This window comes from Halovalidus salilacus, assembly GCF_031852275.1.
Classification (GTDB): domain Archaea; phylum Halobacteriota; class Halobacteria; order Halobacteriales; family Natrialbaceae; genus Halovalidus; species Halovalidus salilacus.
In genome coordinates this window covers 2,457,361-2,483,258 of the sequence record NZ_CP134700.1, presented here as the reverse complement: position 1 = coordinate 2,483,258, position 25,898 = coordinate 2,457,361, and the positions used below count along the sequence as shown (strand labels likewise).

Below are 25,898 nucleotides of genomic sequence, written 5' to 3'. Positions count from 1 at the left end.
TCTCGTCCTCGTCATCGTACTTGGGTTCGCGTTTCCGTCGACCTTCGCATTCGTCAGCTGCGGTGCACGTTTCGCGGACTCACCGGAGCATCCGCTCCCGGTCCGGATCGAACAGCGGTTCCTCTCGGACGGTCGCCGGGTGACGCTCGCCCTCGTACTCGATCTCGACGTGGCGGCCCGCCTCGGCGTCCGCCGCCGGCAGGTAGGCGTACGCGATGCCCGCGTCGATCGTGTAGCCGTAGTCCGCGCGCACGACGTCCCCGAGGACCGACCCGTCGTCCGGATCGACGACGGGGTGGCCGGCGTCGACGACCGCGCCCCGCTCGTCGAGCGTGATCGGCGCGATCCGGCGGTCGATCCCCGATTCGCGCGCCTCGAGCAGCGCCTCCTTCCCCACGAAGTCCGTCTCGAGGTCCACCGCGAACCCGATCCCCGCCTCGTAGGGGTCGTACTCGGGAGTGATATCGGTCCCCCACAAGCGGAAGCCCTTCTCGAGGCTCGTCGACTCGAGCGCTGCCCAGCCCATCGGGACGATCCCGTACTCCTCGCCGGCGGCTTCGATCGCCTCCCAGACCTTCGCGCCGTACTCCGTCGGCGCGTACACCTCCCATCCCAGTTCGCCGGCGTAGGAGAGCCGGAGCATCGTGACCGGAACGCCCTCGAGGTACGTCTCTCGAGCGGTGTAGAACGGGAACGCGTCGTTCGAGAGGTCCGCCTCGACGAGCGGCGCGAGCACGTTCCGCGACTCGGGGCCGAAGACGCCGATCCCGCAACGGCTCGAGTCGTGCGTCGTCACCGACACCGAACCGTCGTCGGGCGCGTGCTCGCGGATCCAGCGGGAGTGCAGCGTCGCGGAGTTTCCCCCGCCCGTAAACACCACGTACCGGTCGTCGGCGAGGCGCGCGACCGTCACGTCCGCGAGGATTCCGCCGTCCTCGTTGCACATCGCCGCGTAGCGGATCCGCCCGGGCGAGACGTCGACGTCGTTCGTCAGGACCCGCTGGAGGAGGGCGGTCGCGCCGTCGCCGGTCACCTCGATTCCGGTGTAGGTCGTCATGTCGACCATCGCGACCCGGTCGCGGACGGCGAGGTGTTCGACGCCCTGGGCCTTCGACCAGCCGCGGGCGAGCCAGTCCGGCCTGTCGGGGACGTCGTACGTCTCGAGCAGCGACTCGTTCGACTCGTACCACTGGGGCACCTCCCAGCCGCCCGCGTCGTAGAACTCGGCGCCGAGTTCCGCCTGGCGCCCGTAGAACGGGCTCCGCCGGAGGCCGCGCTGTCCCGTCGGCTGCTCGCGGGGGTGGATCAGCTGGTAGACCTCCCGGTACTGCTGGGCGCCCCGGCCCCACGCGTACTCGCGCGATCCGGCGTGGGGCTGGAAGCGCGAGAGGTGGGCGCCCGTGACGTCGATCCGCTCGCCGTCGAGGCGGGGGACGCCGTCTTCCATCCAGTGGGCGATCACGCTACCGGCCCCGCCGGACTGGGTGACCCAGATGGCGAGCGCCCACCAGAGGCCGTCGATCTCCTCCGTCGGGCCGAGGATCGGGTTTCCGTCGGGCGTGAAGCAGAACATCCCGTTGATCCCCTCCTCGAACTCGGCGTCGCGCAGCGACGGGACGAGTTCGCAGGCCGCCTCGTAGGCCGTCTTCCCGTGGTCGGGGTGCGTGTTCTCGAAGAAGTGCTCCTCGGTGAACTCGCGCAGCGACGGGTACTCGAGTCCCAGGTCGTCGAGTTTCTCCGGGCCGTAGATGTCCTTCGGGTCCACGAGCAGCGGCTCGTGATTGTACGAGCCGATCCCGTAGCGCTCGCCGTGCTGGCGGAAGTAGAGCGAGTAGTCCTGGTGGCGCAGGATCGGCTGTTCGATCTCCCGGCTCGCCCCCCGCAGTTCCTCGAGTTCGTCGGTGACGAGGTACTGGTGGGCGCAGGGGACGAGCGGAATGTCGACGTCGACCATCTCGCCGAACAGCGGGCCCCAGATGTTGGTCGCGACCAGGACCTCGTCGGCCTCGATGCGACCCCGGTCGGTGACGACCGCCCGAATCCGCCCGTCGCGGATCTCGAGGTCGGTCACGGTCGTCTCGCCGAAGAAGCGGGCGCCTCGCTCGCGGGCGCGCTCGGCCATGGTCGCCGAGACGTCGACCGCGTGGGCCTTGCCGTCCGTCGGCAGGTAGTACCCGCCGAGGACGGTCTCAGCGTCGACCTGCGGGATCCGCTCGGCCACCGTCTCCGGCGAGAGGAGTTCGCCCCCCTCGAGGCCGGAGGCGCGACCCCGTTCGCGCTTTCGCTTCAGGTAGTCCCACCGGTCCTCGGTGTAGGCCACCTCGACGCCGCCGCAGGTGCGAAACCCGTCGAGGTCGGCGTAGAGGTCGCGGGTGTACGACGCCAGGCGCGTCATCATCCTGGAACCCGCGGTCTGGAAGACGAGTCCCGGGGCGTGGGAGGTGGAGCCGCCGGTCTCGTACAGGGGGCCCCGATCGACCACCACGACGTCCTCCCGGCCGAGTCGAGTCAAGTGGTAGGCCGCGCTGCACCCGACGCAGCCCGCGCCGACGATCACGGTTCCCGCGGAGTCGGGTATCGTGTTACCTGCACTCATGTATCATGGGTTGGTGACCCGCGATCGCGCATAGCCTTCGGGGTGGATAATCTGGGACGTATATACGTCCGGGCGAAAGCGTTCGGTTCGACGGCGATCGGTCGTCGAACCGGTCGAGGGACTCCTACTCGTCGTCGAACCGGTCGAGGGAGAACATCTCGATCGGGTGGTCCGACTCCCCCTCGAGCGCGAGGTCCGCGAGGACCTCGCCGATCGCGCTCGCGAACTTGAAGCCGTGGCCGGAGAAGCCGGCGCCGACGGCCACCTGCGGGTGCTCGGGGAGCGTATCGAGGATAAAGTGTTCGTCCGGGGAGTTCGTGAACATGCAGGTGGCGAGGCGCATCGTCGGCCCGGCGCCCTCGGGGAAGTACCGCTCGGCGAACTCGCGGAGCACGCGCTCGTCGGCGGGGTGGGGCTCGGTCTCGTAGTCGTCCGGGTCCACCTGCTCGTCGCGGTGGTGGTAGCGGCCGAGTTTCATCCCCGGTACGTCGTAGATCGGGAGCCCGTAAAATCGGCCCTCCGGGACGCTCAGGTTCCACACGGGGAACCGGTCCGGTTCGAACCGCGCGGGCGTCTCCGGCTGGAACCAGGCGAGCACCTGGCGCTCGGGTACCGCGAGTCCCTCGAGCGCGTCGGCGAACTTGTGGTTCCACGCGCCCGCGGCGAGGACGAGTGACTCGGCCTCGTAGGTCCCCTCGTCCGTCTCGACGCGGACGCCGCCGTCGGCCGTCTCCGTCCAGTCGGTGACGCGCTCCCGAGCGCGTATCTCGGCGCCGGCCGCCTGGGCCTCCTCCGCGTGGGCGATGATCGCCTGTTCCGGGACGACGAACCCCCCGTCGGGCTGGTAGACGGCCATGTGGTCCTCGGGCAGGCGGTAGCCGGGAAAGCGCTCGGTCACCTCCCGGCTGGTGAGCACCTCGTGGGGGATGTCGTAGCGCTCGCACGACTCGAGCGACCCCTCGAAGACGATGTTGTCCTCGGGGCCAGCGTCGATGGACCCGGTTCGGTGGATCACCTCGCGTCCCGTCCGGTCGGCGAGGTCGTCCCAGAGTTCGTACGCCCGTTCGACAAGCGGGATGTACGACGGGTGTTCGTAGTACGCCCGGCGGATGATCCGGGTGATGCCGTGGGACGACCCCTTCGCGTGCGGGACGTCGAAGCGCTCGAGTCCAAGGACGTCGACGCCGCGCCGCGCGAGGTGGAAGCACGTCGCGCTCCCCATGCCGCCGACGCCGATCACGATCGCGTCGTATCGCTCGTTCCGTTCGTCCGATCCGTCCATATCTCGAAGGGGTTCGGGAACCGCCCCCTTGGTCCTTCGCCCGTGTTACCTGCGGTACTCAAGTTGCGCGGCGATCGAACCCGCCCGCGGTTCGATCGGCCGTCGACCGATTTCGACGATCTCAGGGCGTCCTCGCGGAGTACGGCCGCCCCCCGAGGTACTCCGCGTCGACGCCGTCTGAACCCACTTATACGCCCTCACTACCTGCGACCAACCCTTATTGAGCGCTACGCCATCCCATGCCATACAGCATGACGAGGTGGAACAACGGTCTCGACGAGGTCGAACGCGTCAGCGAGGACATCACCGAGGAGACGAACGCGCTTCCGGCGCGCTACTTCACCGACCCGGACGTCCACGAGCTGGAGAAGGAGAAGGTATTCGGCCGGTACTGGATCTACGCGGGACACGCAAACTGCGTGCCGGAGCCGGGCGACCACTTCACCCGAACCGTCGGCGACAGCGAGCTCATCGTCGTCCGCGACCACGACGGCGAGGTCCGGGCGTACTACAACGTCTGCGCCCACCGCGGATCGGCGATGGTCGAGGAGACCCCGATGACCGATGCCGGAAACGCACGGCGGATCCGCTGTCCCTACCACCTCTGGACGTACGACCTCGACGGGACCCTCTCGAGCACCCCCCAGAGCTTCGAGGACGCCCGTCTGAACCCCGACCTGGACGACGAGGACGTGGCCGAACTCGATACCGAGCGAAACGCGCTGATGGAGGTCAACACCGACCGGATCGGCCCGTTCGTCTTCGTCAACCTCCACGACGATCCGCCGCTGTCCCTCGCCGAACAGGCGGGGTCGATGAAGGACGAACTCGAGGCCCTGCCGCTCGAGGAGTACCAGCTCGCCAGGCGGTACGTCTCGGAGGTCGAGTGCAACTGGAAGGTCTTCGGCGGGAACTACTCCGAGTGCGATCACTGCCAGGCGAACCACCAGGACTGGGTCTCGGGACTCGAGCTCATGGACTCCGAACTCGAGGTCGACGACTACCACTGGATCCTCCACTACAAGCACAAGGAGGACGTCGACGACGAGATGCGCATCCACGAGGAGCACGAGGCGAAGTTCTACTACTTCTGGCCGAACTTCACGGTCAACATGTACGGAACCGCGAACGGGTACGGGACCTACATCATCGATCCGATCGACGAGGGTCGCTTCCAGCTGATCGCCGACTACTACTTCGAGGAGCCGGACCTGAGCGAGGAGGAGGCCGAGTTCGTCCGCACGAGCCGCCAGCTCCAGGAGGAGGATTTCGAACTCGTGGAACGACAGCAGCGCGGGCTCGAGTCCGGCGCCATCGCGCAGGCCCAGCTCGGTCCGAACGAGCACACCGTCCACCGGCTGCACCTGCTCGCGCAGGAAGCCTACGAGGCGTGAACCGGCCATGACCGCGTCGAAACGGCAGTCACGGTCGTTCGCCGCCGCCTGTCCGACCTGCGACGTCGAGCGGACGGCCGACTCGGCCAACGAACTGATCGAGTTCTACCGACGGCACAGCCGACACACGGGCCACGAGATCGAGTGGCTGCGAGCGGACGTCGACGTCGACCTTCCCGCTCCGGACGCCGATCCCGCGTCCGCGGCGGACGGGGACGGGGACGCCCTCGAGCGCGTCGTCGCCGACCTCGAGGCCCACTACGACGACGGCGTGCCGATCGGGCTCGTCGCCGCCGCGATGGCCCGACGGGGGTACGGGATCGGCGAGACGCTCGATGCGCTCCGGGAGGTTCGACTGACCGGCGCCCTCTACGAACCGCGAGACGATCACGTCGCGGTGGTGTGATCGCCCGCCCCCTGCTTCTCACCCGTCTCCCGGTTAGCGCACGTCTCCGGCGGTCGCCCCGTCGCTGGGCGCCGCCCGGCCTCGAGAGCGCTCTCGAGCGAGCGTCGCGCGGATCAGCTGTTCGGTCCCCCGCCGAATTCGCCCGCCCACCGCGGTGGGCGAGATGTCCAGTCGGTCGGCGAGATCCTCGAGCGAGGCGTCCCGCGGTTCGTCGAAGTACCCCTCCTCGTACGCGGCCATGAGCGCGTCGTACTGTTCGTCGGTGAGCTCCTCGGAGACGCCGCTCATCCACTCGTCCGCGCGAGCCATCCGGTGGAGTTCGAAGGAGACCCCTTGGCGCTCGCAGTACCCCCAGAGATCGGAGAGGGCCGCCCGGTCCGGCAGGTGGACCCGGACGTCCCACCCGCGACCGTTGCTCGTACAGTCGAGCAGGACGCCGCCGAGTTCGATCGTCTCGCTGGAGATCAGCTTCGCCCGTGCGGTGTGTCGAATGCGGTAGATTCGGTCCGATCCGCACTCGTCGACGAGCGTCCACTCGGCGACCGTGTGGTCGTCCGCGAGCGCGTCGTCGACCGTCTCGTCGACGCCGCGAATGACGAAGAAGAACATCCCGGTCTCGGGATCGGTCGTCGAGTTGCTCAGCACCTCGATCCGCGCGTTCGGATACTCGCGGATCGTCGGGCTCAGGGCCAGGTCGGGGTGTGCGATACTGACGAAGGCGATGACGCTCATCCGTCGATCCCCCGTCGTCCGGGTTCGACGTTCCTTTCCGAGAGGGTACTCCCCTCGCTTTCGATCCCCCGCTCGAACCCTACTGCGGATGCGGTCCCACCGTCGTGCGACGAGTCGGATCGTCGTACTCGAAGCGTCGGTCGATCGCCGGAGATCCGGCATCTAGACATGTGTTACCTTACCACGACATACATCTTAAACATTTGGAGCTATAACGGGGTGACAAGTATCTAAATGATGGCTGTATCCGATATGAATGTGTAATATATAACAACATACCGTTTGAGAGTGTGGGGAAGTCCCGTTTCGGCTGGCTATCCGTGACGGCCGTCGGTGACCGGCTCTCGAAACCCACCCTCGGTTGGGGATTCGCCGCTCGCAAATACCGGTCGGGTTCAGTCGTCCGTCTCCCCCTCGAGCGGTTCGCCCCGCCGATAGATCCGCGTCGCGGGCAGCCCCGCTCGTTCGGCGTGCTCCCGGACGGCGCCCTCGCTCTCGGCCCGGTAGTGACAGAACGTCCCCCTGATCCGTCCGTCACCGTTCGTCAACACCTCGGACTCGACCCAGCGGATATCGACGCCCTCGTCTCTGAGTTCCTCGAGCGTCTCGCCGGACTTCGCGCCGGCGGCTTCGAGTTCGCCCTCGGTGATCGGTTCCTCGAGTTCGCGGAGGATCAGGAAGTCCGTCGCCTCGGATCGGTCGTCGTCGACCATGGTACGTTCCCACCCACCACGTTCGTATCAATAAACGTGACGATGGGGGTTCGGCGGACCGGCGGTGCGAGACGCTCGTTCGGTGGTAGACCGATCGCCATCGCCTCGGATCGTCGACGGCGGCGTGGTCGAAGGGCTTTTACTCCGACGTCGGAACGTGGTAGACGAGAACACGGCACGCGAGCCGGTTCGTCGAGCGCGACCATGTCGAACCAGTACATCACCGCCGAAGAGCACCTCCCCGAGGCGGGCGAGGGGGAGACGGTCTTACAGATTCGCGACGCCGAGACGAAGAAGATCTTCCGCTCGCAGGTGCGCATCGCGAAGGATGCGGACAGACTCGAGCACCCCGAACCGCTCTCGGTCGTCAAGGGACCCCACGAGAACACGAGGGAACAGTGGTACGTCGAGTTCGTCGACGAGCGCGAGGCGGTCGAGGAGCGCCTCGAGCGCTTACTCCGGGAGCAACGCGAGGAGTCGAACGTCCTCAACACCCGGTCGGCGGACCTGAAGGTGTTGCTCAGGTACCTCGTCGAGACGGGGGAGTACGACTCCACCGCGGAGGCCGCCCGCGACCTCCTGCTCGCCCAGTTCGCCGACGAGTACCCGTCCTTGCTCGAGACGTACGCCGAGTGCAAGGTCGAGTTCGAGCCCGATCCGCTGCGCGACGCGCTCGAGGCTCGAGATGACGGGGAACGGCGGGATCGACGCGCGGACCGGAATCGGCCCCCGGACCGAAGTCGGCGACCGGACGGTGGAGGGTGAGTCGGTGCCGCCGACCCGACCCCTCGTCGACTCGTTTCGGTCGTTCATCGACCTCCTCTCCGACGCCTGCGCCGTCACTCGGATCGACGAACCGGTGTCGTGGGACCTCGAGGCGAGCGCGATCACGATGCTGGCGAACGAGGCGGACGACCTGATCCCGGTGTTCGACCGCGTCGACGCCCGGTTCGAGCCGGGAGGATCGGCAGACCGCGTCGACGCGCGGCTCGTGGGCGATCCGTACCGGGGACCCCAGCGACGGCCCTGGCGGTGGCTCGCCCGGGCGTTCGGGGTGTCGGCCACCGAAGCGGGAGCGGAAACGGATGACTCGTCGAACGCCTGTCCGTCGGCACCCGCCTACTACGAGGCGATGATCGAACGCCTGCGCGACCCCCGCGAACCGACCGTCGTCGACGCCCCGAAGGCCCCGTGCAAGGAGGTCGTGCGGACGGGTTCGGAGGCGGACCTGCTCTCGTTTCCGTGGCCGTACATCCACCAGAGCGACGGCGGGCGGTACGCCACGCTCTCGACCGTCGTCGCCCCGGATCCCGACGCCGACTGGGGGTGTTGGTCGCGCCACCGGGCGATGATCCACGACGCCCGCCAGGCGAGCGTCCTCCTGCTCGCCGGCGAGCAGGTGCCGAACCTCTACTACTACGAGTACGAGCGGTGCGACGAGTCGATGCCCGTCGCGCTCGCGATCGGCGCCGGACCGGCCCTCGAGTGCACGGCGGACCTCTGGATCCCGGCGGGCCGGAGCGAGGTCAGGTACGCCGGCGGGATCCAGGGGGCGCCGGTTCGGCTCGTCGAGTGCGAGACGAACGACCTCCACGTGCCCGCCTCGGCCGAACTCGTCGTCGAGGGACGAATCCTCCCGAACGAACGCCTGGACGAGGGCCCCTTCGGCGACTACTTCGGCTACGTGAACGGCCCGCGACGGTCGATGCCGGTGCTCGAGGTCGACGCGATCACCCACCGCGAGCGCCCCTACCTCCCCTTCTGCGTCGAGGGATCGGGGGTGGGCTACGCGCACAACTCGACCAGCACGTTCCAGGTGGGCGCGGGCGGTCCGGACGCCACGCTGGGGCTGCGCGTCGCCGGATTCGACGTCGAGATGGCCGCCCCGTGGCCTTTCACCTCCCGGACGGCGTGGGTGATCGCGACCGACCGGCCGTACCCGGGGTACCTCCACGAACTCGCCAACTTCGTCTTCACGACGTGGGGGATGCTCCACATCGACTTCTTCGTGTTCGTGGACGCGGACGTGAACCCGCTCGACCCGCGGGCCGTCCTCGAGGCGATCGCCCTCCACGCCGACCCCGCGGCGGACTTCCACCAGTTCGGCGTCGAGCGCATGCCGAAGGTCCCGCTCAACATTTACCAGACGCCCGAGGAGAAGGAGACCGCACCCGGGGGGACCTCGAAGGCGAAGACGGCGAAGGCGTACGTCGACGCGCTCTCCGACGGTGACGACCGCCCGCCCCGGTCGATCGGTGGTCGGGACGCGCGGTTCCGGGCCCGGGAGCTGCTCGTTCGGGCCGGCGTCCCGGAGCGGGCGTTCGATCCTATTCGGGCGGTCGACGTCCCTCGCGAGCCCGACGGTCGCGACCGGCGGACGGCCGACCGCGGCGACGGCCCCGTCAGCGGGGGTGACCGAAACCGATGACCGACCTGCGGGCCCACCTCGAGGCCCTCCGGGCGGCCGACGACCTCGTGACCCTCGAGCGGCCGACGACGCCGTCGCCGCAGGTGGTGGCAGCGGAGGCGCTCCGGGAGAACGCGCCGGCGATCCGACTCGAGGCGGAGGCGAGCCAGGGCGTGGCCGTGGATCTCGTCAGCGGCCTCTACGGCGGCGTCGACGCCTCGACGAGTCGGGACCGCCACCCGTGGACGCGGCTGGGCCTCGGACTCGGCCTCGTCGGACCCGACGCGAACCGATCCGGCGACGGGACGAACGGCCGGAATCGGGGTCGAACCCTCGAGCGCGGCGTAGCCGATCGCGAGACTGACGACGCCGACGGAGAAACCGATCGCGCACGCGGGCGCGAACCGCGGTACGTCGAGGTGCTCGAGGCGATCGCCGACCTGGGAACCCGCGTCGACGAGCGCGACGTCACCTACGCCGAGCGCGCGGCGGTGGCCGCCGATCGCACCCTCGAGGATCTCGGCCTTCCATCGCCGCCCGACGGCGGCCGACCCCGGTTCTCGCTGGGACTCCTCTCGATCGGAACCGACCGGGGCTCCTACTGGGCGCCCGTCCACGGGGAAGTCGTCGACGAGACGACCCTCAACGCCCGCGTTCCGGCGGCGATCCTCCAGCGGATCGACCGGGAGGGGGTGGAGGCGGCGACCGTCGCGCTGGGCGTGCCGGCGGCGGCGCTCGCGGCGACCACCCTGCTGGCGGTCACCGACCGGCTCTCGACGCCGATCGAGGATCGCTGCGTCGGCTCGAGGGTGCCCGTCATCCCGACCGCCGGCGGGGTCGTCCCGAGTTCCGCGGAGGTCGTTCTCGAGACGAGGGTGGGTGAGCCACGGGCTGACGGAATTGAGGGTCGGGACGCCCGGTCTCGGGAGGCCTGGGAGACGGTCGTCGACGGAGCGACGCTCGAACTCGAGGTAACCGGCGCGTTCGCCCGCGGTGATGCGGTGGTACCGTTTGCGCCCCTCGGCGTCCCGCTCTCGGACGACCTGCACCTGACCGCGCTCGCCCTCTCGGCGGCGCTGTTCGACCGCGTCAACGGCTACTGGGGCGTCTCGCCCGTCGACTGGCTCCTCCTTCCGCCGGCGGGCCGCCTCGGGGTTTGCGTCGTCTCGACGGAGGTCCTCTACGCCGGCTTCGAGTGGCAACTGGCGAACTTCCTCTTCTCGTTCTCCGACTGCTTCGATACGGTCGTCATCGTCGACGAGGGGACGGACCCTCGCGACTTCGGGCGGGTGCTCTGCGACCTCTGGGTCAAGGCTCACCCCGCTCGAGACTGGCTGTTCAGCGAACCCGACGCGCCGGCCGCGAGCGCCCCGGCCTACGGCGGTGACGGAACGGGCGTCCGCCTCTACGTCGACGCCACGTGGGATCCGCGCTGGAAGGAGGAGTACGTCGCGCCCCGGGTGTCGTTTCGCGACTCCTACCCCCCGGAGATCAGGGAGGCGGTACGGGAGTCGTGGTCGGACCTCGGCTTCGAATCCGAACTCGACGACGCGCGCTGATCGGGCGCCTCGGCGGTCGGTCGGCCGGTCGTTCGGTCGTCCGGTCGGCTGGTCGTTCGGTCGTTCGGTCGGCTGGTCGTTCGATCAGTCGTCGTTCAGTCGTTCAATTGTTCGATCGTCCGGTCGTTCGATCGATCAGTCGGCCGCGTTTCGGTTCGTCGACGCCGACTCGGGGCGTATACGAAATCGTTTACGCAAGACTGCGTCGGGATAATCCGTGTCGCCACCGCCCGGAAGACGTTTCATTCGCGCCGAGACTGGCGCACGTATCCGAAGCAATTATTGCCACCTGCGGTGGGGCCCGTGGTGTATGCCCTCGAGCCACAACGTGCCCGATTACGAGCGGGTCAGGGAGGAGTTCGCGTGGGAAGACATCTACGACGAGGCGGACTGGGACGCGCCCTCGTCGCTGAACATCGCCCGCGAAGTCTGCGACCGACACGCGGAGAACAGGGAGAAGGTGGCGCTCTACCAGGTGAGCGAGGACGGCGAGCTGACGACGCTGACCTTCTGGGAGCTCGCCGAGCGGACGAACCGGTTCGCGAACGTCCTCGAGGACCTCGGGATCGAACGGGGCGACCGCGTCTTCTCGTACATGCCGCGGATCCCCGAGCACTACGTCGCGCTGGTGGGGACGCTCAAGCGCGGGGCCGTCTTCGGCGGGATCAACGAGCGGTTCGGCCCCGACGGCATCTCCTACCGGCTGGACGACTGCGACGCGAAGGCGGTGGTGACGACCGCCGAGAACCGCGAGACGATCGACGCAGCGCTCGAGGACGCGCCCTCGGTCGAGCACGTCATCGTGGTCGGCGACGACGGGACGGGCGTGCAGTCCGGGGACGTCAGCTTCCACGCCGAGATGGAGACCGCCGACCGCGAGTACGAGGCGGCCGAAACCGGCGGCGAGGACGACGCGCTGCTCTATTACACCAGCGGGACGACCGGACTGGCGAAGGGCGTCCTCCACAAACACCGGTGGGTCGCTGGCGTCGCGGCCACACAGCGGTTCTCCGTCGACTTGCAGGCGGGCGACCTCTACTGGTCGACGGCGGACCTGGGCTGGCTGACGGGTCCGATCAACACCCTCGGCGCGTGGTTCTGGGGGACCGCGCTGTTCACCTACGAGGGCGAGTTCGACCCCGAGGAGTGGGCCGACCTCCTCGACACGTACCCGATCACGGTGCTCTTCTCGGTGCCGACGGCCTACCGGATGCTGCGCGAGCACGAGCAGGTCCTCGAGGACGTCTCGCTCGACCTCCGGCACGCGCTGTCGATCGGCGAGCCGCTGTCGGCGGGCGTCGTCCAGTGGGGCGAGGAGACCCTGGGCGTCACCATCCACGACACCTACGGCCAGACCGAGACGGGGAACATGATCATCAACAACTACCCGACGATGGAGGTGCGACCGGGGTCAATGGGCAAGCCGTTGCCCGGCATCGAAGCGGACGTGGTCGACTCGGAGACGGGCGAACCCGTCGCACCTGGCGAGACGGGCGAGATCGCCCAGCGCGGGGACTACCCCTGCTTCTTCGCCGAGTACTGGGAGAAGCCGGAGCAGACCGCGGACTGCTTCGTCGATGGGCCGGAGGGGGAGTGGTACCTCTCGGGCGACCTCGCGCACAAGGACGAGGACGGCTATTTCTGGTTCGAGGGGCGGGCCGACGACGTCATCCTCTCCTCGGGCTACCGGATCGGCCCCTTCGAGGTCGAGAGCTCTCTGGGCGAGCACGAGGCCGTAGCCGAGGCGGCCGTCGTCCCCAAGCCCCACCGCGAGCGCGGCAACATCGTGAAGGCCTACGTCGTTCCCAGCGAGGGCGCGACGCCGTCGGACGACCTCGCCGAGGACATCAAGAACCACGTCCGGGAGGAGCTCTCCGCCCACGAGTACCCCCGCGAGATCGAGTTCCGGGACGAACTCCCGAAGACCGTCACGGGCAAGATCCGGCGGACGGAACTCCAGGACGACGCGGAGGAGGAGGCCGAGGCCGCCTGATCGGTCTCGGCGGTCGACGATCGCCGACCCTCGGCGGGGAGACCGCGACGAAACGAGGAACGGTACGGCGACGACGAACCGAGTTCGGCGGCCGATCGGCCGCGAACGTTCGGTAAACGAACGCGAACGCACACATCGAAAACGGACGATGAACTTCGAAGACACACAGGAGCGATCGATGATCCGGCGGACGGCGACGGAGATCGCCGAGCGGTACGGGCCGGAACACTGGCGAGAGAAGGAGGAGAACGGCGAGTTCTCGAGCGAGTTCTGGGACGAACTCGCCGAGGCGGGCTTCCACGGCCTGCTCGTCCCCGAGGAGTACGACGGGGCCGGGATGGGCATGCAGGAGATGGGGCTCGCGATGGAGACCCTCTGCGCGGAGGGCTGTGGCATGGCCGGCACCTGGTACCTGGTGCTGACCGCCGGCATGGCCGCCGTCGGCATCCGCGAGTACGGCACGGACGAGCAGAAGGAGCGCTACCTGCCTGACGTCGCGGCGGGGAAGCGCAACGTCTCGATCGGCATCACCGAACCCGAAGCCGGAACGAACACGCTGAACGTCGCCACCCGCGCCGAGCGGGACGGCGACGAGTACGTCCTGAACGGCCAGAAGGCCTGGATCACGTTCGCGGACCGGGCCGATAACATGATCATCGTGACCCGGACGACCCCCCGCGAGGAGGTCGAGCGCGGAACCGACGGCATCAGCCTGTTCGTCGTCGACATGGACGACCCCGGCGTCGACGTCGCGCCGATCCCCAAACACGCGATGAACTACTCGAACTCCTGCGAGGTCTTCCTCGAGGACGTCCGCGTCCCCGCGGAAAACCTGCTGGGCGACGAGGACGACGGCTGGTGGGTGCTCGTCGACATGCTCAACCCGGAGCGGATCGGCTTCGCGGCGGCGGGCACCGGGATCGGCAAACTCGCCGCGAACGAGGCCATCGCGTACGCGAACGAGCGGGAGGTCTTCGGTGCGCCGATCGGGAGCCACCAGGCCGTCTCCTTCCCGATCACGAGGGCGTACGCGAGGATGGAGACGGCCGCGCTCATGCGCGAGAAGGCCGCGTGGCTCTACGACCGGGGCGAGGAGTGCGGCTACGAGACCAACGTCGCGAAGGCGACGGCGGTCGAAGCCGGCATCGAGGCCGTCAAGCACTCGATGCAGGCCTTCGGCGGCTGGGGCTACGCCACGGAGTACGACGTCGAGCGCTGGTGGCGCGAGATCAACCTCACCCGGCTCGCCCCCGTCTCCCAGCAGATGGCGTACAACCACATCGGGCGACAGCTCGGATTCCCGAAGTCTTACTGACCGGACGACGATGTGCGACTCGAGGAAACCGCTATCGATGACGAACCCCACCCGGACACCGCGACGACCGACCGACGACGCTGACGGCCGCCCGCGGCGACGGGCGACGGTCCGCTCGCCGGCGCGGGCGCCCCGCCCGTCGGCGGCGACGCGAACGTGACGAACCTATGAAACTCAGGCTCACCGACACCGCGACCGAACGAGAGGCACAGGCGATCGCACGGGCGTTCGCGTCCCACCTCGAGGACGAGGTGGAGCTCTACGACCAATCCGGCGAGGACCTCGTCGCGACGGCGTCGCCGGCGGCGGCCGAGGGCGCCGCGAGCGACGGCGGAACCGGGTCCGAGGGCGCCGAGGACACGCTCGGCCCCACCGACCGCGAGCGACGGCTCCGCGAGGAGATCGAAGACGTGCTCGAGGGCGGCCCGGAGAAGTACCGCGACCGCCTCGCGGACCAGGGGAAGCTGTTCGTCCGCGACAGACTCGACCTCTGGTTCGGCGAGGACGGGCTGACGTTCGAGGACGGCAGGTTCGCCAACTTCGACGCCTGGCACCCCGACGGGATGGCGGGCGAGGCCGACTCGGGGAACCGGCTGCCCGCCGACGGGCTCATCACCGGCGCCGCCGAGTTCGAGGGGCGAGACGTCCACTTCATGGCCAACGACTTCACCGTCAAGGCGGGGTCGATGGCCGAGAAGGGCGTCGAGAAGTTCCTCCGGATGCAACAGCGCGCCCTGAAGACCGGGAAGCCGGTGCTGTACCTGATGGACTCCTCTGGCGGTCGGATCGACCAGCAGACGGGCTTCTTCGCCAACCGCGAGGGCATCGGTAAGTACTACTACAACCACTCGATGCTCTCCGGGCGCGTCCCGCAGATCTGCGTCCTCTACGGCCCCTGCATCGCGGGCGCCGCCTACACCCCGGTCTTCGCCGACTTCACGATCATGGTCCGGGACATGTCCGCGATGGCCATCGCCTCCCCACGGATGGTCGAGATGGTCACCGGCGAGGAGATCAGCCTCGAGGAACTCGGCGGGCCGGACGTCCACGCGCGCCACTCCGGAAGCGCGGATCTGATCGCCGAGGACGAGGAACACGCCCGGGAACTCGTCGCGAAACTGATCGGCTACCTGCCGGACAACTGCGACGAGAAGCCGCCGCGAACCGAGGGGCGAGCCCCGGCGCGTTCGCCCGAGGGGATCGACTCCGTCGTGCCCCAGGCGCCGAACCGGGGCTACGACATGTTCGACCTCATCGAGCGCGTCGTCGACGCCGACTCGGTCCTCGAGTTGCGCCCCGAGTACGGCCCGGAGATCGTCACGGCGTTCGCCCGGATCGACGGCCGGCCGATCGGGATCGTCGCCAACCAGCCGTCCCAGCGCGCGGGCGCGATCTTCCCCGACGCCGCGGAGAAGGCCGCCCAGTTCGTCTGGACCTGCGACGCCTACGGAATCCCGCTGCTGTACCTCTGTGACACCCCCGGCTTCATGGCCGGCTCGCAGGTCGAAAAGGAGGGGATCCTGGAACAGGGCAAGCGGATGATCTACGCGACCTCCTCGGCGACGGTGCCCAAACAGTCCGTGGTCGTCCGCAAGGCCTACGGGGCGGGGATCTACGCCATGTCGGGGCCCGCCTACGACCCCGAGAGCGTCATCGCCCTCCCGAGCGGCGAGATCGCGATCATGGGCCCCGAAGCGGCGATCAACGCCGTCTACGCGAACAAGCTGGCCGAGATCGACGACGAGGAGGAGCGCCGGGAGACCGAGCGCGAACTGCGCGAGGAGTACCGCGAGGACATCGACGTCCACCGGATGGCCAGCGAGGTCGTCATCGACGAGATCGTTCCGCCGAGCGAGCTGCGCGCGGAACTCGAGGGACGGTTCGCCTTCTACGAGACCGTCGAGAAGGAGCTGCCGTCGAAGAAACACGGGACGATCCTCTGAGCGCGATCACAGTATTATAGCGTACCACATCACCATCACTACACCATGACGGGACTCTACTACGAGGAGTTCGAGGTCGGCCAGACCATCGAACACGAGCGCCGCCGGACGATCAGCGAGAGCGACAACCAGCGCTTTTGCGACATGACGATGAACCAGCAGCCGCTGCACCTCGACTCGGCGTTCGCCGACGAGACGCAGTTCGGCGAGCGGCTGGTCAACGGGCTCTACACGATGAGCCTCGCGGTCGGGATCTCGATCCCCGAGACCACCGACGGCACGATCGTCGCCAACCTCTCGTACGATAACGTCGAACACCCCGAACCGGTGTTCCACGGCGACACGATCCGCGTCCAGTCGACGGTCACGGACAAACGCGAGACCAGCGACGGCGAGCGCGGCATCGTCGCCATGCACGTCGAGGCGTTCAAGGTGAACGCCCCCGACGACCCGCTCGTCTGCGAGTTCGACCGAACCGTCCTCTCGCTGAAGCGAGAACACGCCGAGGCGTAACCCGCGAGTAACACGGTACCTCGAGTCGGTGGCCCGCCGCGACGGCGGGGTCCCGAGCAGACGCACGGGCGGTTAGGCGGTGCCTGAAACGGTGTCGTCGTCCGTTTTCGGACTACGACGAGTCGTCACCCTCGAGGTCGGGGTCGTCCGTAGTATCGAGATCGAGGTCGGGGCCTTCCTCGAGGCCGAGGTAGTCGGCGGCGGTTCGGTAAAACACGTCCCGGAACGTCTCTCGAGGGAGGTCCCGGCCGAGGAGTTCGGCGCGTTCCTCCCGGTACGGATACGGAACGTTCGGGAAGTCCGAGCCGTACACGATCGAGTTCGAGCACTCGACGAGCGTCTCGTCCGCGATCGTCGACGGGTCGAACCCCATCGTCTCCTCGGCTCGCGTCGACATGGTGAACGTCGTGTCCAGGTAGACGGTCTCCCGCGTGCGCGCGAACTCGAGGAATGCGTCGACCTCGTAGGCGCCCATGTGGGCGCAGCAGACGCGAAGCTCGGGGTAGGAGTCGAGCAGTTCCTCGAACGGCTCCGGCCCGACGTAGGGGCTGTCCTCGAACATCGGCGCCGTCCCGCCGTGGTAGGTGATCGGCCGGTCGTACGCCGCGGCGACCTCGAGCGCCGGCTCGAGGCGCGGATCGGCGGGCCGGCACTCCTGGACCGGACAGTGGATCTTCAGCCCCCGCGCCCCGTCCTCGAAGGCGGTCCGAACGATATCCGCGACGTCCTCGTCGTCGGGGTGGACCGTCGCGAAAGGGAGCAGCCGCTCCGAGGAGGCGGCGCGCTCGAGGAGCCACCCGTTGAGGTCCGCGGCCACTCCGGGTCGGTGGGCGTAGGGGAGCGCCACGTACGCCCCGACGCCGGCCGAGCGGAGGACGCCCTCGATCTCGGCGGGTGCGGCCGGGTTCGAGAACTCCCAGCCGCCCTCCGCGCTCAGGGCCCGCCTGATCGCCGCGATGAGCCGTTCGGGAAGAACGTGCGTGTGGGCGTCGATCGCGGGGCGGAAGCGATGGTCGGCCGTGGGTTCGTCACGGGTGGACTGGTCGTCGGCTGGTGCGCGCTCGTCGGACATACTCGGTCCAAGGGGCTGGTGTACTGCCGCTCGGGTTCCCACCCGGTCGCGATCGAGGTCGAACCGCCGTGCGGTGATACCGACGGTATCCACGCCCACGTTCGTTACTGTTACTCCGACGGCGCGGGCCGTCGGGGAGGATGCCCGTGCGGATCGGCGGGCGGTCCTCGATCGGGCACGCCGTCCTCGAGCGGGATGCCGTCCTCGAGCGAGGCGTAATTGTTGTACTTCGGCGCGGTGTACTCGTCGAACTCGCCGCTCTCGAATGCGGTCCGCATCTCGAGGCAGTGGCCGCGGACGGTTCGTTCGGCTTCGAAGCCGAGCGCGTCGCGAAGCTTGCCGAACTCGACGCGGTAGCTTCGTTCGTCGGTCTTCTCCTCGTGGTACTCGATCGTCGCGTCGGGGAAGCTGTCGGCGACGATCGTCGCGAGTTCGTCGATTCGGTAGTTCTGGACGTTCGAGCCGACGTTGAACACCTCGTCGCCCACCGCCTCGAGGGGTGCCTCGAGGCAGGCGAGGTAGGCCCGCGCGACGTCCTCGACGTGGACGTTCGGACGGAACTGTTCGCCGCCGAACACCGGGATCGCGCCCTCCTCGTACGCCTTCGCCGGGAGGACGTTTCCGACGAGGTCGAACCGCATCCGCGGCGACCGCCCGTAGATCGTCGCCATGCGGAGGATCGTCGGGGAGAAGTTCTCGTCGGCGAGGTCGCGGAGCGATCGCTCCGACTCGATTTTGTTTCGCGCGTAGAGAGACACCGGGTTGAGCGGCGCGTTCTCGTCCACTCGACCGGCCGTTCGCTCGCTCCGACCGTACACGCTGCAACTCGAGGCGAAGAGGAAGCGGTTCACCTGGTAGTACTTGCAGATCGACGCGAGCACCCTCGTCGAGTGGGCGTTGTACTCGAGGGTCGTCTCCGGGTCGATCCCGCAGGCCGGATCGCCGACGATTCCGCCGAGGTGGACGACCGCGTCGACGTCCCGGACGGCGTCGACGACGACGTCGATCGAACGCGTGTCGCCGCGCAAACGCGCGAACCGGTCGTGGCCGTCGAGCGCGCGAATCCCGCGGTCGCCGTACAGGAGCGGATCGAGGACGCGGACCGCGTACCCCTCCTCCAGCAGCAGCCGACAGAGGACGGATCCGACGTAGCCGGCCCCGCCGACGACGAGGACCGAGCGCACCGCTCGCCGGTCGTCGACGGCGCCGACTTCCCGCACGTCCGCCCCGACGGTCGTCACGCCGAGGACGCGTCGCGACTCGTCGACGACCGGCGCGAGGAGCGATCGGTCGTCGGGGATCGACTCGACGGCCCCCGCTGGCGCTTCGACCGTCCTCGAACGGCCGTCGTCCGCGACGACGATCGGGTCCTCGTCGACGACCGACGATAGCGGCGCCTCCGGTGACGCCCCGTCGAACAGCGCGCGTCGGATGCGACCGTCGGTCGCGATCCCGACGAGTCGGTTCGCGTCGTCGACGACGACGATCGTCCCGGCGCCGTTGCGGTCGAGTTGATTCATTCCCTCGCGTAACGACGCCCCTTCGTGGGCGGTGAATTCCCGTCTCATAGGTTACTCTCGAGCCCCGCGGACTCGCCGGTCCTCCCCGACGCGCGCGGCATACCCGTCGGATCTCCGGTTTTTCACTTTGTTATGAATTCGTTGGGACGGTGCGTCCCTCACCGGTCACGGAGAGCCGAACCGCGCGTAGCGCGCTCAGGGCGTCGATCTACGGGATAAGGGACCGATATAATATGATAATACTAACACGTTCTCGAGGTCGCGAGAACACGTTCGAAGGAGCGAACCGACTGACGCGGCGATCCCGGCGCGACGGGTCGCTAGTCGATCGATTCGCCGATCCCCTCACGGACGCCCGCGACGATCCGCTCGATCTCGTCCGCCCGAAGCCCCGGGTGAATCGGCAACGAGAGCACCCGCGAGGCGACGTCCTCGGTCGCGGGGAGGCTTCCCGGTTCGTAGCCGTACCGTGACCGATACGTGCGCGTGAGGTGGACCGGCGGATCCCAGTACACCTTGGAGGCGATCCCTCGACGCTCGAGGGCGTCGATCACGCGGTCGCGGTCGACGTCTCGTCCGAGGGTGACGGTGTACAGCTGGTAGACGTGTCGACCCCGTCCGGCCGCCGCGTGCGGTTCGACGCCGGAAACGGGGGCGAGTTCCGAGGAGAGTCCGTCGGCGACCTGGCGGCGGTCGGCGATGTACTCCTCCACGGACTCGAGTTGTGCGCACCCGACGCTGGCGACGAGGTCCGACATGCGGACGTTGGTCCCGAGGCCGGCGTACGTGCCGCTATCGACCGAGTCGAAGTAATCGCTCGAGACCCGACCGTGGGACCGATACGCCTCGAGGCGTCGCGCGATCTCGTCGTCGTCGGTGACGACGGCGCCGCCCTCGCCCGTCGGGAGGACCTTGTTCTGACAGAAGCTGAGGGCGCCGGCGTCGCCGATCGTCCCGAGGAGGCGGCCGTCGTCGTCGGCCCCGAACGCCTCCGCGGCGTCCTCGATCAGCGGGACGCCCGCGTCAGCCGCGATGTCCGCCAGCGCGTCGACGGCGCAGGGCGCGCCGTAGGGGTGGACCGGGACGATCGCCGCGGTCTCCGGGCCGATCCGTTCCGCGACGTCGTCGGGGTCCAGCCCGTACGCCTCGCGCTCGACGTCTGCGAACACCGGAGCGGCACCGACCAGGCGGACCGCGTTGGCAGTCGCGATGAACGTGAACGACGGCACGATCACCTCGTCTCCCTCTCCGATTCCGTGAGCGGCGAGCGCCGCCACCAGCGCCGTCGTTCCCGAGTTGACCGCCACCGCGTGCTCGACGTCGAAGTACGCCTCGAGTCCGGCCTCGAACTCCTCGACGAACGGGCCGTTAGCCCAGTGCGTGCCGCGCGTAATCGACTCGACGGCGTTCGCGACGACTCGTTCGTCCCACGGAATCTCGAACAGCGGAATCGGCGCCTTCATCCCTCGGTTATTCGGACATTCACGAGATTAGTAACAGGTAACTACCGGGAGAAATCCCCACTTTCGATCCCTCTCCGGTCGGCATCGAGCGGCTCGCCGGATCGGCGGCGTCATCCGGCCCTCGCGGTCGACGGCGACGAGATCGACGGGCCGTTCGTCGAGGCGGTCGCCGCCACGCTCGAGCCCCCGGCGACGTCGAGGAGGGCGTCAGCGTCCGGCTCGAGTACGGAGACGAGTACGGCGTCAGTTGGGTCCAGGATTCGACGGCGTCGACGTTCACCGTCCGGATCACGATCCCGCGTTTCTCGCCGTTTCCGCGCCCCGCGGACGTCCACTCAGCCGGCCGAGAGCAGTTCCTGGAGACGCGACTCCACGTCCAGCAGATCCTCGCGGATGTCCGCGGCCGCCTCGTCGTCGACCTCCTCGAGCCCGGCGGCCAGCCCCTCGAGCCGGGAGAACTTCTCCGTCTCGTCGACGCCGGTCTTCTGGGCGTAGACCTGCCGTTCGACGTCGTAGACGTCCTCCTCGTCGAGGTCGGTCACCGCGAGGACGACGTCCAGCTTATCCTGGTCGACGCCGAGGACCCACTCGTGTGGAATGCCGTGTTCGTCGAGCGCGTCGAGGACGGTCTCCTCGTTCTTCGGGTGGCGACGCTCCCGGGTCGTCCGCCGGACGGTCCCGAACCAGCCGCGAGCCTCCTGGTCCGGCCCCAGACGGTCGAGGAGCGGGTCGCGCACCGATCGCCGGAGTCGATCCGAGCCGCGCTGCACGTCGGAGAGGAGGACGTAGAGGTCCGTCATCGTCTCCGTCTCGAGGGATTCGGGATCCTCCGCGTCCTCGTGTTCGAGGAAGTCTGCTAGCAGGAGGGCGTCGTCGCGAACCCGCTCGGGCGGGGTGCGCGCCTCCTCGGGTTGGACGAGCAGCGGGCTCTCGCCGACGCCGGCCTCCTCGGGAGCGTACCGAAGTTCGCCCGGCCCTTCGCCGTCGCCCTCGTCGAGGACGAACTCACCCGAGAGGCTGGCCACCGAGACGTACGGTTCGACGCCCGGGGGCAGCGCCGCGAGCGGGATGGTGCCGTCGCCGAACTGATCGAGGAGCGTTTCGAGTTGATCCCGGCGGAGCGTCCGCTCTTCGGGCCCCTCGCGGAACCGGACGACGATGCGGTCGTCGGACGTCGACTCGATCGAGAACGTCCGGTCGGAGACGGGCGTCCGCAGCGCGGCGCCGGGCTCGAGTCGGTCGCAGGCTCCCCTCACGTCGTCCCAGATCGAAGGCGTGTCGCTCATGGTGTTCGTCGGCCGTACGACCCGCGCGTCCAAAGTGTCGTGCCACTACGATGCAAGGTGCGAAGACGGGGCGGGAGCGGACCGACGGAGACGGTCCGGTGGGCGCTCGAGCCACGGGCTACGGCGGGTCGTGGGCCTCGAGGCGAAGCGTTTCCGGCTCGAGGGTGTAGTAGCGCTCCCAGGTCGGCGCGAGGCTCACGACGCGGACGCCCTCGATCTCCGCCTCGCGGTGGCAGTGGTGGTGACCCACGAGGCAGAGCGACGGCGAGAGGTCGCGAAGGAGACGGTTCACGTGCTCGCAACCGGGATCGTAGCCGTATGAGAGCAGGCCGAGCGGCGCCTCGTGAGCGAGGAAGACGTCGATATCCTCTCCTTCGTCCGTTCCCTCGCCTTCACCGTCGCCCCCGTCGTCGCGTTCGCCCGCGTCCCCGCCTCCGCGCTCGCCGGTCTCGTCGCCGTCGACCAGTTCGGCCGCTCGCTCGACGTCCTCGTGGGTGAAGTGTCGGCGTCGGTCGCCCTCGAGGTCCCCCCGAGATCTGTCGTGCTGCGTGAGGGCGTAGTTCCCCGAGAGGCCGGCGACGCGAAGCCCCTCGACCGTCGCGGCGGTACTCGCCAGCAGGTGGACGTTCCGTACCTCCGCGTCCACCGTCTCCGGCGTCGTCGTTCCCTCGTCCGTCGACGCCTCCGCGCACTCGGCCGCCGACGTTTTCGCGACCCCTTCCGACGGGGCTTTCGCGTCCTCGTTCGTCGGCGCTCCTTCGTCGCCGCTGATCGGTTCCGCCCCGGGAAGGTGCGTCTGCACCGCGTTCGCGTCGTCCTCCTCGCCCGACTGGTCCCACCCGACTTTCCGGCGCAAGTACTCGATCACGTCCAGGTCCTCGTTGTTTCCGGCGACGAACCACGTGGGAGCGGGGAGGTCGTAACACTCGAGGTCGCCGACGTGGAGGACGGCGTCGGGATCGACGGCGCGGTAGGTCTCGAGGAGCGATTCGCGGCGGTCGGGATCGGACGCGTGCGCGTCGCCGAGGACGAGGAGAGTCACGTCGATCGGTCGTACGTCGTCGACGCGGAAATGGTTCGGGGCGACCGAGCTGCTCGGCTCGATCGGCGAGTGAACCGGCTACCGACTGGGCCGGTGGCGGCGCGCAGAGACGACGTCACGTTGGCCGCGAGCCGAAACGAGTACCTCAGTTCGAACGACCGTTGCGAATCGAACGCGACCGCTCGAGCGGCCGCGAGCAACGATCGTTATTCGGTGATCGTGAGGACTCCGTTGTTCATCTCGACGTCGGACGCCTCCTCCGGCACGTCGAACTCGACGTGCTCGTCGTCGTCGACGACGATGGCCGTGTTCCCGACGAGGTCGACGTCGTAGTTCGCGTGCTCGGTTCCGAAGTCGACGACGATGACGCTCGAGTCGTCGTACTCGAACGTCCTGACGAGGGCACCGCGCTGGTCGACGTCTTTCAGCTGTTGGGGGACGCGCATGTGATATCGTATTGGAGTCGACCACGGGTAAGACCAACGCCGGCAGCCTCCGGGGCGAGAATCTCCCGCCAACGGGTCGCAGGTGCGGAGTTCCGGGCGCTCCCCCGGGTGCTCACCGATCTTTCCCCTCCGGCGGCCAGACCGGCCGCTTCTGCGAACCGATCCGCTCGACCTCGTCGTCGTCGAGCGAGACGCCGAGCGACGCGACGTTCTCCTCGAGGTGCTCGAGGCTGCGGGGCCCGATGATGGGCGCGTCGACGACCTCCTCGTGCAAGAGCCAGGCGAGGCTCACCTGCGCGGGCGTTACGTCCTTCTCGTCGGCGATTCCCTCGATCGTCTCGAGGACCGCCCAGTTCTCGTCCGTGAAGCGCCCCGCGGTGTACTCGTCGTCGGCCGCCCGGAGTCCCTCCTCCGGTCCGTCGTCCCGGTCGTACTTTCCGGTGAGGAAGCCGCCGGCGAGCGGCGACCACGGAATGACGCCGACGCCCTGGTCGGCGCAGATCGGGAGCAGGTTCCGCTCCTCGTGCCTGTCGACCGCATTGTACTCCGGCTGCATGCAGGTGAACCGCTCGTAGCCCTCGAGGTCGGCGGTGTACAGCGCCTTCGAGAACTGCCACCCCGCCATCGTGCTCGCGCCGAGGTAGCGAACCAGCCCCTCCTCGACGAGGTAGTCGAGCGCCGAGAGCGTCTCCTCGATCGGCGTGCGCTCGTCCCAGCGGTGGATCTGGTAGAGGTCGACGTAGTCGAGGCCGAGTCGCTCGAGGCTCGCCTCGCACTGGTCGATCACGTGCTTTCTCGAGAGCCCGCCCGTGTTGGGCCCCTCGCCCATCGGCCCGTAGACCTTCGTCGCGATCACCAGTTCGTCGCGGTCGCGACCCTCGATCGCGCGGCCGACGATCTCCTCGCTCTCCCCCTGTGAGTAGACGTTGGCGGTGTCGAGGAAGTTGATCCCCAGGTCGAGCGCGCGGTCGATGAGCTCGCGGCTCTTCGCCTCGTCGCCGATCATCCACGGTTCGTCGCTCCCGAAGTTCATACAGCCCAGACAGAGACGCGAAACCTCGAGTCCGGTGGACCCGAGCCGGGTGTACTCCATCTCGAATTCGTCGAGCGCCATGTGTCGCTTCGTACCGGATCGGCCGTGAAAAGTCTACGCGTCGGCGCGCCGTCGGCGTCGGCGCGCGGTCTCGAGCGACCGCTCCGCCGAGCGGGGAGGGACGGCGGCCGAAGGGTGCCGAGCGGCGTCACACTCAAGCCGATAGGGTCGAAACGCACGGCGCATGATCGAGCGACTCGAGCCGTTCCGCTCGTCCGAGTACACCGGCGAAAACCGGTGTTGGCCGTGCACGACCGTGAACGTTGCCGCCCTCGCGCTGCTCGTCGGCGCGGTCGCGAGGCGACGGCGGCGACTCGCGGCGGCGATCGCCGTCCTCGGGTCGGCCGTCGTCTGGTTTCGCGGCCACCTCGTTCCCTACACGCCGCGGTACGCACCGAGACTGGCGGCCGCGCTGCCGATCGATCCGTTCCACGGCGGCGACGGCGTCGATGCTGGTCGAGGATCGACCTCGGATTCGCTGAGTGACGCGGCGATCGCCAGATCCGGAGCCGACGAAGGTGCGTCCCCGCCGTCCGGCGAGGCGCTACTGACGGAACTCGTCGATGCCGGCGTCGTCGTTCCGGACGGAGACGACCTCGTCCTCGACGAGTCGGTGCGGGCCGACTGGCGACGCGAGATGGCCGACCTGCGACGCCGCGACCTCGAGGCCCTCGCCGCCGTCGCCGACGACCTGACGCCCGCCGGGGTCGAAGCCAGGACGACACGCGTAGGGGGGACGCCGCTCCTCGTCCTCGACGGCGACGGGAGCGGACTCGTCTCGCTGCGCGAGGAGGTCGCGGTCGCCGAACTCGCCGCCGCGCGCGCGCTCGAGTCGTCCGTGGACGATCCCGTCGTCCGGCTGGCCGCCGGTCGCCCCCTCCGGACGTTCCTGGAGCGCTGTCCGCTCTGCGACGGCGAGTTGACGGTGACGCGAACCCTCTGTTGCGGCGAGGCGGCCGGCGTGCGCGGGACGCCTCCGGAGAAGCTCGTTTGCCCGGCGTGCGACGTCCGGCCGTTCACGTACGGTCGCGTCGACGACGGCGACGCGTCGTGATCGGGGTGGAGCGAGGGAATCCGCGGTAGTTCTCCGCCCTCTATATTTTTTATAGTACGAGTAAAAATA

The 25,898-nt window shown here is 68.6% G+C and carries 21 protein-coding genes; 10 read left to right on the top strand and 11 right to left on the bottom strand.

Going from position 1 to position 25,898, the window contains the following annotated elements:
• Nucleotides 1-79: 79 nt before the first annotated feature.
• Both RJT68_RS12270 and solA read right to left on the bottom strand, forming a co-directional pair.
• Nucleotides 80-2,596 (bottom strand): GcvT family protein, encoded by a 2,517-nt coding sequence (locus RJT68_RS12270; RefSeq protein ID WP_407036848.1) that lies wholly within the window; start codon nucleotides 2,594-2,596, stop codon nucleotides 80-82.
• A 124-nt stretch (nucleotides 2,597-2,720) separates the two neighbouring features.
• Entirely contained in the window at nucleotides 2,721-3,878 is a 1,158-nt protein-coding gene (solA, locus tag RJT68_RS12265) for an N-methyl-L-tryptophan oxidase (protein WP_407036847.1), read from the bottom strand.
• Nucleotides 3,879-4,129: 251 nt separating this feature from the next.
• Between solA and RJT68_RS12260 the strand changes: the two genes are divergently transcribed.
• Together RJT68_RS12260 and RJT68_RS12255 are read left to right on the top strand one after the other, a co-directional pair.
• Complete coding sequence (locus RJT68_RS12260; RefSeq protein WP_407036846.1) at nucleotides 4,130-5,272, top strand: aromatic ring-hydroxylating oxygenase subunit alpha; 1,143 nt, start codon at nucleotides 4,130-4,132, stop codon at nucleotides 5,270-5,272.
• Between the two features lie 7 nt (nucleotides 5,273-5,279).
• A complete protein-coding gene (locus tag RJT68_RS12255; protein ID WP_407036845.1) occupies nucleotides 5,280-5,678 on the top strand; it encodes a hypothetical protein in 399 nt (132 codons plus the stop codon).
• Nucleotides 5,679-5,711: 33 nt separating this feature from the next.
• On the opposite strand, the gene RJT68_RS12250 is transcribed toward RJT68_RS12255, so the two are convergent.
• Both RJT68_RS12250 and RJT68_RS12245 read right to left on the bottom strand, forming a co-directional pair.
• Nucleotides 5,712-6,410, bottom strand: a complete 699-nt coding sequence (locus tag RJT68_RS12250; RefSeq protein ID WP_407036844.1) for a helix-turn-helix domain-containing protein — start codon at nucleotides 6,408-6,410, stop codon at nucleotides 5,712-5,714.
• Nucleotides 6,411-6,805: 395 nt separating this feature from the next.
• Nucleotides 6,806-7,123 carry a DUF4242 domain-containing protein gene (locus RJT68_RS12245; RefSeq protein ID WP_407036843.1) on the bottom strand — a complete coding sequence of 106 codons (318 nt, stop codon included), beginning with the start codon at nucleotides 7,121-7,123 and terminating at the stop codon, nucleotides 6,806-6,808.
• Between the two features lie 204 nt (nucleotides 7,124-7,327).
• Here RJT68_RS12245 and RJT68_RS12240 point away from each other — a divergent pair, with 204 nt between their 5' ends.
• The 7 genes from RJT68_RS12240 to RJT68_RS12210 all read left to right on the top strand — a co-directional run bounded on the left by RJT68_RS12240 (nucleotide 7,328) and on the right by RJT68_RS12210 (nucleotide 16,853).
• A complete protein-coding gene (locus RJT68_RS12240) occupies nucleotides 7,328-7,888 on the top strand; it encodes a ubiD operon protein (RefSeq protein ID WP_407036842.1) in 561 nt (186 codons plus the stop codon).
• Complete coding sequence (locus RJT68_RS12235) at nucleotides 7,809-9,551, top strand: UbiD family decarboxylase (protein ID WP_407036841.1); 1,743 nt, start codon at nucleotides 7,809-7,811, stop codon at nucleotides 9,549-9,551. The genes RJT68_RS12240 and RJT68_RS12235 overlap by 80 nt, the downstream gene beginning before the upstream one ends.
• Complete coding sequence (locus RJT68_RS12230; RefSeq protein ID WP_407036840.1) at nucleotides 9,548-11,089, top strand: UbiD family decarboxylase; 1,542 nt, start codon at nucleotides 9,548-9,550, stop codon at nucleotides 11,087-11,089. The genes RJT68_RS12235 and RJT68_RS12230 overlap by 4 nt, the downstream gene beginning before the upstream one ends.
• A gap of 310 nt (nucleotides 11,090-11,399) precedes the next feature.
• Entirely contained in the window at nucleotides 11,400-13,082 is a 1,683-nt protein-coding gene (locus tag RJT68_RS12225; protein WP_407036839.1) for an acyl-CoA synthetase, read from the top strand.
• Between the two features lie 148 nt (nucleotides 13,083-13,230).
• Nucleotides 13,231-14,397, top strand: a complete 1,167-nt coding sequence (locus RJT68_RS12220; RefSeq protein ID WP_407036838.1) for an acyl-CoA dehydrogenase family protein — start codon at nucleotides 13,231-13,233, stop codon at nucleotides 14,395-14,397.
• A 167-nt stretch (nucleotides 14,398-14,564) separates the two neighbouring features.
• A complete protein-coding gene (locus RJT68_RS12215) occupies nucleotides 14,565-16,340 on the top strand; it encodes an acyl-CoA carboxylase subunit beta (protein WP_407036837.1) in 1,776 nt (591 codons plus the stop codon).
• A 45-nt stretch (nucleotides 16,341-16,385) separates the two neighbouring features.
• A complete protein-coding gene (locus RJT68_RS12210) occupies nucleotides 16,386-16,853 on the top strand; it encodes a MaoC family dehydratase (protein ID WP_407036836.1) in 468 nt (155 codons plus the stop codon).
• 112 nt (nucleotides 16,854-16,965) lie between these two features.
• Here the strand turns inward: RJT68_RS12210 and RJT68_RS12205 are convergent, their stop codons facing one another.
• The 7 genes from RJT68_RS12205 to RJT68_RS12175 form a co-directional block, all read right to left on the bottom strand.
• Nucleotides 16,966-17,925, bottom strand: coding sequence for an amidohydrolase family protein (locus tag RJT68_RS12205; RefSeq protein ID WP_407036835.1), 960 nt, complete (start codon nucleotides 17,923-17,925; stop codon nucleotides 16,966-16,968).
• A 110-nt stretch (nucleotides 17,926-18,035) separates the two neighbouring features.
• Nucleotides 18,036-19,493, bottom strand: a complete 1,458-nt coding sequence (locus RJT68_RS12200; protein WP_407036834.1) for an NAD-dependent epimerase/dehydratase family protein — start codon at nucleotides 19,491-19,493, stop codon at nucleotides 18,036-18,038.
• Nucleotides 19,494-19,765: 272 nt separating this feature from the next.
• Entirely contained in the window at nucleotides 19,766-20,908 is a 1,143-nt protein-coding gene (locus RJT68_RS12195) for a DegT/DnrJ/EryC1/StrS family aminotransferase (protein ID WP_407036833.1), read from the bottom strand.
• Between the two features lie 335 nt (nucleotides 20,909-21,243).
• Entirely contained in the window at nucleotides 21,244-22,194 is a 951-nt protein-coding gene (locus RJT68_RS12190) for a hypothetical protein (RefSeq protein WP_407036832.1), read from the bottom strand.
• A 118-nt stretch (nucleotides 22,195-22,312) separates the two neighbouring features.
• Complete coding sequence (locus RJT68_RS12185; RefSeq protein WP_407036831.1) at nucleotides 22,313-23,236, bottom strand: metallophosphoesterase family protein; 924 nt, start codon at nucleotides 23,234-23,236, stop codon at nucleotides 22,313-22,315.
• Between the two features lie 206 nt (nucleotides 23,237-23,442).
• Entirely contained in the window at nucleotides 23,443-23,682 is a 240-nt protein-coding gene (locus RJT68_RS12180; RefSeq protein ID WP_407036830.1) for a DUF7127 family protein, read from the bottom strand.
• 112 nt (nucleotides 23,683-23,794) lie between these two features.
• Entirely contained in the window at nucleotides 23,795-24,775 is a 981-nt protein-coding gene (locus RJT68_RS12175; protein WP_407040366.1) for an aldo/keto reductase, read from the bottom strand.
• 184 nt (nucleotides 24,776-24,959) lie between these two features.
• On the opposite strand from RJT68_RS12175, the gene RJT68_RS12170 reads away from it, so the two are divergent.
• Nucleotides 24,960-25,829, top strand: coding sequence for a hypothetical protein (locus tag RJT68_RS12170; protein WP_407036829.1), 870 nt, complete (start codon nucleotides 24,960-24,962; stop codon nucleotides 25,827-25,829).
• Nucleotides 25,830-25,898 lie beyond the last annotated feature (69 nt).

Excerpts from the sequence above, each read along its gene's own strand:
- RJT68_RS12220 (WP_407036838.1), top strand. The coding sequence starts at position 13,231 with ATGAACTTCGAAGACACACAGGAGCGATCGATGATCCGGCGGACGGCG.
- RJT68_RS12210 (WP_407036836.1), top strand. The coding sequence starts at position 16,386 with ATGACGGGACTCTACTACGAGGAGTTCGAGGTCGGCCAGACCATCGAA.
- RJT68_RS12170 (WP_407036829.1), top strand. The coding sequence starts at position 24,960 with ATGATCGAGCGACTCGAGCCGTTCCGCTCGTCCGAGTACACCGGCGAA.
- RJT68_RS12245 (WP_407036843.1), bottom strand. The coding sequence starts at position 7,123 with ATGGTCGACGACGACCGATCCGAGGCGACGGACTTCCTGATCCTCCGC.
- RJT68_RS12215 (WP_407036837.1), top strand. The coding sequence starts at position 14,565 with ATGAAACTCAGGCTCACCGACACCGCGACCGAACGAGAGGCACAGGCG.
- RJT68_RS12205 (WP_407036835.1), bottom strand. The coding sequence starts at position 17,925 with ATGTCCGACGAGCGCGCACCAGCCGACGACCAGTCCACCCGTGACGAA.
- RJT68_RS12260 (WP_407036846.1), top strand. The coding sequence starts at position 4,130 with ATGACGAGGTGGAACAACGGTCTCGACGAGGTCGAACGCGTCAGCGAG.
- RJT68_RS12270 (WP_407036848.1), bottom strand. The coding sequence starts at position 2,596 with ATGAGTGCAGGTAACACGATACCCGACTCCGCGGGAACCGTGATCGTC.
- RJT68_RS12240 (WP_407036842.1), top strand. The coding sequence starts at position 7,328 with ATGTCGAACCAGTACATCACCGCCGAAGAGCACCTCCCCGAGGCGGGC.
- RJT68_RS12175 (WP_407040366.1), bottom strand. The coding sequence starts at position 24,775 with ATGGAGTACACCCGGCTCGGGTCCACCGGACTCGAGGTTTCGCGTCTC.
- RJT68_RS12255 (WP_407036845.1), top strand. The coding sequence starts at position 5,280 with ATGACCGCGTCGAAACGGCAGTCACGGTCGTTCGCCGCCGCCTGTCCG.
- RJT68_RS12235 (WP_407036841.1), top strand. The coding sequence starts at position 7,809 with ATGACGGGGAACGGCGGGATCGACGCGCGGACCGGAATCGGCCCCCGG.
- RJT68_RS12195 (WP_407036833.1), bottom strand. The coding sequence starts at position 20,908 with ATGAAGGCGCCGATTCCGCTGTTCGAGATTCCGTGGGACGAACGAGTC.
- RJT68_RS12200 (WP_407036834.1), bottom strand. The coding sequence starts at position 19,493 with ATGAGACGGGAATTCACCGCCCACGAAGGGGCGTCGTTACGCGAGGGA.
- solA (WP_407036847.1), bottom strand. The coding sequence starts at position 3,878 with ATGGACGGATCGGACGAACGGAACGAGCGATACGACGCGATCGTGATC.
- RJT68_RS12190 (WP_407036832.1), bottom strand. The coding sequence starts at position 22,194 with ATGAGCGACACGCCTTCGATCTGGGACGACGTGAGGGGAGCCTGCGAC.
- RJT68_RS12230 (WP_407036840.1), top strand. The coding sequence starts at position 9,548 with ATGACCGACCTGCGGGCCCACCTCGAGGCCCTCCGGGCGGCCGACGAC.
- RJT68_RS12180 (WP_407036830.1), bottom strand. The coding sequence starts at position 23,682 with ATGCGCGTCCCCCAACAGCTGAAAGACGTCGACCAGCGCGGTGCCCTC.
- RJT68_RS12225 (WP_407036839.1), top strand. The coding sequence starts at position 11,400 with ATGCCCTCGAGCCACAACGTGCCCGATTACGAGCGGGTCAGGGAGGAG.
- RJT68_RS12250 (WP_407036844.1), bottom strand. The coding sequence starts at position 6,410 with ATGAGCGTCATCGCCTTCGTCAGTATCGCACACCCCGACCTGGCCCTG.